Below are 7,606 nucleotides of genomic sequence, written 5' to 3'. Positions count from 1 at the left end.
TGCTCGCCACCCTGTCAAGGTGGAGGCCGCGGGTTCAAATCCCGTCAGGACCGCTCAAATCGAAGGCCCGCTTCCCCAAGGGAAGCGGGCCTTCGCCATGTCCCCACCCCTCCCCGCCACGACGGCACCACACCCCGCCGCAGCGGCGAGCCCCCACGACGGCGCGGACCGGCGGTGCGCGGGACGCAGGGCGGGCTGCCGGGGCGGGAGAGGTGCCGGAGGGCGTCGTGGCGGTGGGCCGGGCTGGATCGTGGGGTGGGCTCTTGACGGGGTCACATTCGGTGGCTACCCAGAAGAGAGGGCTCGGTTCTGTCGGCTTCCCGCGGGAGGTGGCGTATGGCGGCTTCGGTGCGGCACGAGACGCGGGCGTTGCTGAGGGCCCACCTGGCGGCCGCCTCGTCGTACCGGCATCTCACCCGTCACTGTCCGGTCTGCCACCGCCTGCTGCGGCTGGCCATGGACTCCCCCGCGCGCCCCGTGGACGCCGCCGAGGACGCCGTGGAGGACGAGGGCCCCGTGGGGGTGTGACCGCCGCCGGCGGGGGCAGCCATGTCAACGGCCGTTGCTCCGGGGCCGGTTCCTCGCGAGGCTCCTCTAGCGCACCCCCCGGAGTACAAACAAGCCGTGCGGTATGTGACGGGTGTCACCGCATGAGTTTCCGAAACGACGGTACTTACCCCCTTCCTACAACTGGTCAATTTAATATGTGCAATTGCACCACCCTGTGGACCCCGCCCCGGACCCCCTCCCGGAGGACGCACAGCGGATCCGACAGTGCTCCCCAGACTCCGACAAGGCCGCTCACAGAGGCGCCGGTCGGGGTCACCGAAGACCTCATGGACGCACAAAAAAGATCGCGCTGGACCCGGCGGAGTCCAGCGCGATCTACGACGCACCCTGTGTCGCTTGCCTGAGAAGTTCTTGTCGGCCTGGGCGTGGGCCCTGTTGGGGCAGGTCCCGCGTCGCTTGGAGCTAGGGTTCGGGCGTCTCGACCAGTGGGGGACCGGTCGGTTTGCCCGCTATTCAGTTGGTCAGGCTTCGCTGCGCTGCTGCGGGATGCCCGCCAGCAGGGCGCGCACCTCAGCCTCGCGGTAGCGGCGGTGCCCGCCGAGCGTACGGATCGACGTGAGCTTGCCGGCCTTCGCCCACCGCGTGACCGTCTTGGGGTCGACGCGGAACATCGTGGCGACCTCAGCCGGGGTCAGCAGCGGCTCGGCATCAGGGGTGCGAGCGGTCATGAGCGGCCTCCTCGGGAGAACCGAACCTTCTCGGTTCTTTCCTCTAAATTCTGCACCTTGACCCGCGTTGCCCGAAATGGCGGACGCGAGTCGAGTCGGTTATAGGACGAACGGCTTGTCCTCGGCACTACAACTACACCATCTGTCCAGCCGCGTCGGCCAAACCGATGGAATTGCCCTCCCAGGTAGGCATCAGCCGCGGAAGCCGATGGACCATGCCATAGCGGACAGTCACGCCTCTGTGACGATCAGTCACAGGACGATCAGGAGTCACCAGACCCCCCAAAGCACGTAATGCTGAGAATCCGCCCACAGTGCACCACACATGGACGGATGGAGCCCTCCCCGGACTCCTTGTCCTATTTTGGCACGAGGAGTGGCAAGAGGCGCAAGAGCCGTGTAAGTGCTATCCGTCACCCTTGGCCCAAAAGCCCGGATCAGGATCCAACGTCCTGTGCGTTCACTGAAGTGCCGTCAAGGTACGTTGTTTCATGGCTTCTGGGCCGTGACGTGCGTCACTCACCGCACACTCGTCACGCGGGTGTCATCCGGTCGTAAACCGGATCAGACGCCCCGTCATCTAGTACGGAGCCGGAAGCATCCGCGCTCAGACCGGTCGCGGACCCCGCTCGGATCCCGCTCGGACCGGACTCAGTTGGCCGAACGGCGGTCCCGGACCGTCCGCCACCGCTCCACCAGCCGCCCGTACGCCTCCCCGGCCGCGGCCCCGTCGCCCTGGCGCAGCGCCTCGATGCCGGCCGCCACGTCGGCCGCCGAGTGGTCGTCCTCCAGGTCGCCGGTCGGCACCGTGTGCACCAGACCGCCGTAGTCCAGCTCGACCAGTGAGCGCGGGTGGAACTCCTCCAGCCAGCGCCCGACGTCCAGCAGGCCGTCGATCAGCGGCCCCTCCTGCACGCTGTCCTTGAGCGTGCGCAGCGCCCGCGCCACCCGACGCCGGGCCTGCACCATCGGCGTGCGGTAGCGCAGCATCGGGGGGATCTCGCCGGTGCCCTTCTCGTACCGGCGCTCCTCGTCGGAGACCAGCACGAACCAGTTCAGCGGCACCTGCCAGGTCGCGGTGCGGATCCAGGGCCGGCAGTCGGGGTTGCGGACCAGCCAGCGCTCGTAGTCCATCGTGGCCTGCCGGCGCACCACCGGCGGCAGCATCGCGTCCAGGACCGGCTTGGGCAGCTCGTCCGAGAGCTCCTGCAGGGCCTGCCAGCCGCGCAGCCGGGTCCGCCACGGGCAGACGCAGACGACACCGTCGACCTCCAGGACGAACGCGTCGGCACTCTCCTGGACTGGCACCGGGACCGGCGGGGTGGGCAGCAAGTCGGCCAGGGAACGGCGGAGTTCGTCCTGGTAGGAGGGGCGCTCCCGGCGGCGGGCGTAGCGCGTCCAGTGGTCGCGCTCCCGATCCGGGAAGGCGGCCAGCGGCTCGTACACACGCAGGTACGTCGCGTACGGGACGACCACCGAGGACACCTTGGGCACGCCTGCTCCCTCCCCATCGGACCGGGCTCGAAACCAGCGCGGCCCGCACCGGAGTCAGCCGGGGCCGGACGCGGAAACCACAGCAAATCGTCCCACGCTCATACGTGCGCGGACGGCACGGAAGAGTGATCCTTAACACTGCGCGGATGGTGTACGGGCAATGGCTCTACGCTCATGCCAGGCCCCCGCCACCCTTACGGGAGCCCCCGCTTCCACTCGCCGCGACACACGCGACACAACCGGGAGTCACCACAGTGACCGACGTTTCCACCGGCGTCCTGCACACCCTGTTCCACTCGGACCAGGGCGGTCACGAGCAGGTCGTGCTCTGCCAGGACCGCAAGAGCGGCCTCAAGGCCGTCATCGCCATCCACTCCACCGCGCTGGGCCCCGCCCTCGGCGGCACCCGCTTCTACCCGTACGCCAACGAGGAGGCGGCCGTCGCCGACGCCCTCAACCTCGCGCGCGGGATGTCGTACAAGAACGCCATGGCCGGGCTCGACCACGGCGGCGGCAAGGCCGTGATCATCGGGGATCCGGACCGGGACAAGACCGAGGAGCTGCTGCTCGCCTACGGGCGGTTCGTGGCCTCGCTCGGCGGCCGGTACGTCACCGCCTGCGACGTCGGCACGTACGTCGCCGACATGGACGTGGTGGCCCGCGAGTGCCGCTGGACCACCGGCCGCTCCCCGGAGCACGGCGGCGCCGGCGACTCCTCCGTGCTCACCGCGTACGGCGTCTACCAGGGCATGCGGGCCAGCGCCCAGCACCTGTGGGGCGACCCCTCGCTGCGCGGCCGCACCGTCGGCATCGCGGGCGTCGGCAAGGTCGGCCACCACCTGGTCGAGCACCTGCTGGCGGAGGGCGCCGAGGTGGTCGTCACGGACGTGCGCCAGGAGGCCGTCGGCCGGATCTCCGACCGCCATCCTCAGGTCCGGGTCGCCGCCGACACCGACGCCCTGATCCGCGTCGAGGGCCTCGACATCTACGCCCCCTGCGCGCTCGGCGGCGCCCTGAGCGACGAGTCCGTGCCCGTGCTGACCGCCAGGGTGGTGTGCGGCGCGGCCAACAACCAGCTCGCCCACCCGGGCGTCGAGAAGGACCTCGCCGACCGCGGGATCCTCTACGCGCCGGACTACGTGGTGAACGCCGGCGGGGTCATCCAGGTCGCCGACGAGCTGCACGGGTTCGACTTCGACCGGTGCAAGGCGAAGGCGGCGAAGATCTTCGACACCACGCTGGCCATCTTCGCACGTGCGAAGGATGACGGGATTCCGCCGGCCGCGGCGGCCGACCGGATCGCCGAACAGCGGATGCACGAAGCGGCAACGGCGCCCGGCCGCTGATCGAACACCGGGTTTCCGGGCGGTTTTCCGGTACCTGCCGGCGGACAGTTGGAGAGAACTCTCACGTTCGTCGGCGGGTCGGCCGCCAGGAAGTGGTTAAAATCGTCGTTGACCAGCGGGGACGGGGCGCCTCGCGGGTCATGGAGTCAGGCGCGTGGTGCGGGCGACGTACCGTATGGGCGCGGGCTCAGGTACCGTGGAAGCCCTACGGACCGGTCTCTCCCAGGAGAGTCCGTTCCGGATCATGAACGCGTGTCAGACTCTGGGGCCATCGAGCCCCGTCACCGAGGGGGTCGAGCCATGGGGCGCGGCCGGGCCAAGGCCAAGCAGACGAAGGTCGCCCGCCAGCTGAAGTACAACAGCGGTGGGACTGACCTTTCACGTCTGGCCAGCGAGCTGGGCGCATCGACTTCGAGCCAGCCGCCGAATGGCGAGCCGTTCGAGGACGACGACGAGGATGACGACCCGTACGCCCAGTACGCGGATCTCTACAACGACGACGATGAGGACGAGGACGAGGACGACCAGTCCGGTCCGCACTCCCGGCATCGTCGCGGTGCTTGACGCCAGCGGCTGCTGAGCCGCTTCCACTTACCCGGTCCGGGGTTCATCGCCGGACCGGGTTTTGTGCTGGCCGCCGGGTTGTGTGCCGGCCGCTTCGGGGCTCCGGCCCGGACCCCGCTCCTCGGACGCCGGAGGAGCCGGATCTGCGCGGTCGGACGGGTCAGTCGGAGGGGTGATCCCCCACCAGTGCGGCGCCCGTGGTGTGCTCGCCGCGGTCGGTGATCTCGCCCGCGACCCATGCCTCGACCCCGCGGTCGGCCAGTGTGGTGAGCGCCACGTCCACCGATTCCTGGGGGACGATCGCGATCATGCCGACACCCATGTTGAGCGTCTTCTCCAGTTCGAGGCGCTCGACGCCGCCGGTGCGGCCGACCAGGTCGAAGATCGGACCGGGCGTCCAGGTCGCGCGGTCGACGATCGCGTGCAGGTGGTCCGGGATCACCCGGGCCAGGTTCGCGGCCAGTCCGCCGCCGGTGACGTGGCTGAAGGCGTGGACCTCCGCCGTGCGCATCAGGGCCAGGCAGTCCAGCGAGTAGATCTTGGTCGGCTCCAGGAGCTCCTCGCCGAGGGTGCGGCCCAGGTCCTCGATGTGGGCGTCGAGCGCGAGGCCCGCCTGGTTCAGCAGCACGTGCCGGACCAGGGAGTACCCGTTCGAGTGAAGCCCGGAGGACGCCATGGCGAGCACCGCGTCCCCCGTACGGATACGATCCGCGCCGAGCAGCCGGTCGGCCTCCACCACGCCCGTACCGGCGCCGGCCACGTCGAAGTCGTCCGCGCCGAGCAGGCCCGGGTGCTCGGCCGTCTCACCGCCCACCAGGGCGCAGCCGGCCAGCACACAGCCCTCGGCGATGCCCTTGACGATGGCCGCGACCCGCTCGGGGTGCACCTTGCCGACGCAGATGTAGTCGGTCATGAACAGCGGCTCGGCACCGCACACCACGATGTCGTCCATGACCATGGCGACCAGGTCGTGGCCGATGGTGTCGTACACGCCCAGCTGCCGGGCGATGTCGACCTTGGTGCCCACGCCGTCCGTCGCGGAGGCCAGCAGCGGGCGCTCGTAGTTCTTGAGGGCGGAGGCGTCGAAGAGGCCGGCGAAGCCGCCGAGGCCGCCGAGGACCTCGGGGCGCTGCGTCTTCTTCACCCACTCCTTCATCAGCTCGACGGCGCGGTCGCCCGCCTCGATGTCGACACCGGCAGCCGCGTAGGAAGCACCGGGAACAGAGTTCTCAGACATTGCCTGGGATCTTTCGGGTTGGTTTCTACGAGGCTTACGGGCGACGGATCGCGTCGGCCGCGGCCGTGGCTGCCGGACCGGCCGCCAGCTCGGTCTCCAGCAGCTGCTTGCCCAGCAGCTCCGGGTCCGGGAGCTCCATCGGGTACTCGCCGTCGAAGCAGGCGCGGCACAGGTTCGGCTTGGCGATGGTGGTCGCCTCGATCATGCCGTCGATGGAGATGTACGCCAGGGAGTCGGCGCCGAGCGAGGTGCCGATCTCGTCGATCGTCATGCCGTTGGCGATGAGCTCGGCGCGGGTGGCGAAGTCGATGCCGAAGAAGCACGGCCACTTCACCGGCGGCGAGGAGATCCGGATGTGGACCTCGGCCGCGCCCGCCTCCCGCAGCATCCGCACGAGGGCCCGCTGGGTGTTGCCGCGCACGATCGAGTCGTCGACGACGACCAGGCGCTTGCCCTTGATGACTTCCTTCAGCGGGTTCAGCTTCAGGCGGATGCCGAGCTGGCGGATGGTCTGCGAGGGCTGGATGAAGGTCCGGCCGACGTAGGCGTTCTTGACCAGGCCGTTGCCGAAGGGGATGCCGGAGGCCTCCGCGTAGCCGATGGCGGCGGGGGTGCCGGACTCCGGGGTCGCTATCACCAGGTCGGCGTCGACCGGGGCTTCCTTGGCGAGCATCCGGCCCATCTCCACGCGGGAGAGGTAGACGTTCCGCCCGGCGATGTCGGTGTCGGGGCGGGCCAGGTACACGTACTCGAAGACACAGCCCTTGGGCTTCGCTTCCGCGAATCGAGAGGTGCGCAGGCCGTTCTCGTCGATGGCGACGAACTCGCCCGGCTCGATCTCGCGGACGAAGCTGGCGCCGCAGATGTCCAGCGCGGCGGACTCCGAGGCGACGACCCAGCCGCGCTCGAGGCGGCCGAGGACGAGCGGGCGGATGCCCTGCGGGTCGCGGGCGGCGTAGAGGGTGTGCTCGTCCATGAAGACGAGGGAGAAGGCACCGCGCACCTTCGGGAGGATCGCGTGCGCGGCCTCCTCGATGGTCAGCGGCTTGCCGTCCGCGTCGACCTGGGCCGCGAGGAGGGCGGTGAGCAGGTCGGTGTCGTTGGTGGCCGCGACCCGGGTGGACCGGCCGTTGGTGTCCTTCGGGAGTTCGGCGACCATCTCGGCGAGCTGTGCCGTGTTGACGAGGTTGCCGTTGTGGCCGAGCGCGATCGAGCCGTGCGCGGTGGCACGGAACGTCGGCTGGGCGTTCTCCCACACGGAGGCGCCGGTGGTCGAGTAGCGGGCGTGACCGACCGCGATGTGACCCTGGAGCGAGCCGAGGGAGGTCTCGTCGAAGACCTGGGAGACGAGGCCCATGTCCTTGAAGACGAGGATCTGGGAGCCGTTGCTGACCGCGATACCCGCGGACTCCTGGCCCCGATGCTGGAGGGCGTACAGCCCGAAGTACGTGAGCTTGGCGACCTCTTCACCGGGAGCCCAGACACCGAAGACGCCGCAAGCGTCCTGGGGGCCCTTCTCACCGGGGAGCAGATCGTGATTGAGGAGACCGTCACCACGTGGCACGGCACCGAGTGTAGGCGAGATCGACCACTGGTCCGAATTGGGGATACACAGCCGCAATGGATCTACGATCGCGGACCCACTTGTACCTTTCTCCATTCCCGCAGGTCAGCGAAGTGAGAGCTTCCTCCAGGCGGCGTCGCTGCGGGCGGGCGGGCGCCCGCGC

At 69.5% G+C, this 7,606-nt stretch carries 7 protein-coding genes; 3 read left to right on the top strand and 4 right to left on the bottom strand.

Annotation, left to right across the window (positions count from 1 at the left end; all coding sequences use genetic code 11):
* Positions 1–336: 336 nt before the first annotated feature.
* Complete coding sequence (locus AB0M11_RS07385) at positions 337–528, top strand: DUF6274 family protein (RefSeq protein ID WP_365702331.1); 192 nt, start codon at positions 337–339, stop codon at positions 526–528.
* A gap of 503 nt (positions 529–1,031) precedes the next feature.
* On the opposite strand, the gene bldC is transcribed toward AB0M11_RS07385, so the two are convergent.
* Both bldC and AB0M11_RS07375 read right to left on the bottom strand, forming a co-directional pair.
* On the bottom strand, positions 1,032–1,238 hold the full coding sequence (gene bldC / locus AB0M11_RS07380; protein WP_003949541.1) for a developmental transcriptional regulator BldC: 207 nt from the start codon (positions 1,236–1,238) through the stop codon (positions 1,032–1,034).
* Between the two features lie 651 nt (positions 1,239–1,889).
* Positions 1,890–2,732, bottom strand: coding sequence for a hypothetical protein (locus AB0M11_RS07375; RefSeq protein ID WP_365702329.1), 843 nt, complete (start codon positions 2,730–2,732; stop codon positions 1,890–1,892).
* Positions 2,733–2,986: 254 nt separating this feature from the next.
* Here AB0M11_RS07375 and AB0M11_RS07370 point away from each other — a divergent pair, with 254 nt between their 5' ends.
* Entirely contained in the window at positions 2,987–4,078 is a 1,092-nt protein-coding gene (locus AB0M11_RS07370) for a Glu/Leu/Phe/Val dehydrogenase dimerization domain-containing protein (RefSeq protein WP_365702327.1), read from the top strand.
* A 300-nt stretch (positions 4,079–4,378) separates the two neighbouring features.
* Entirely contained in the window at positions 4,379–4,642 is a 264-nt protein-coding gene (locus tag AB0M11_RS07365) for a DUF3073 domain-containing protein (RefSeq protein ID WP_294001675.1), read from the top strand.
* A gap of 160 nt (positions 4,643–4,802) precedes the next feature.
* Here AB0M11_RS07365 and purM read toward each other — a convergent pair whose 3' ends face one another.
* Together purM and purF are read right to left on the bottom strand one after the other, a co-directional pair.
* Positions 4,803–5,879, bottom strand: a complete 1,077-nt coding sequence (purM, locus tag AB0M11_RS07360) for a phosphoribosylformylglycinamidine cyclo-ligase (RefSeq protein ID WP_365702324.1) — start codon at positions 5,877–5,879, stop codon at positions 4,803–4,805.
* Between the two features lie 34 nt (positions 5,880–5,913).
* Positions 5,914–7,443 carry an amidophosphoribosyltransferase gene (gene purF / locus AB0M11_RS07355; RefSeq protein ID WP_365702322.1) on the bottom strand — a complete coding sequence of 510 codons (1,530 nt, stop codon included), beginning with the start codon at positions 7,441–7,443 and terminating at the stop codon, positions 5,914–5,916.
* Positions 7,444–7,606 lie beyond the last annotated feature (163 nt).

The organism is Streptomyces sp. NPDC051987 (assembly GCF_040680735.1).
In the GTDB taxonomy this organism is placed as follows: domain Bacteria; phylum Actinomycetota; class Actinomycetes; order Streptomycetales; family Streptomycetaceae; genus Streptomyces.
This window is presented reverse-complemented; position numbering and strand designations above follow the sequence as displayed.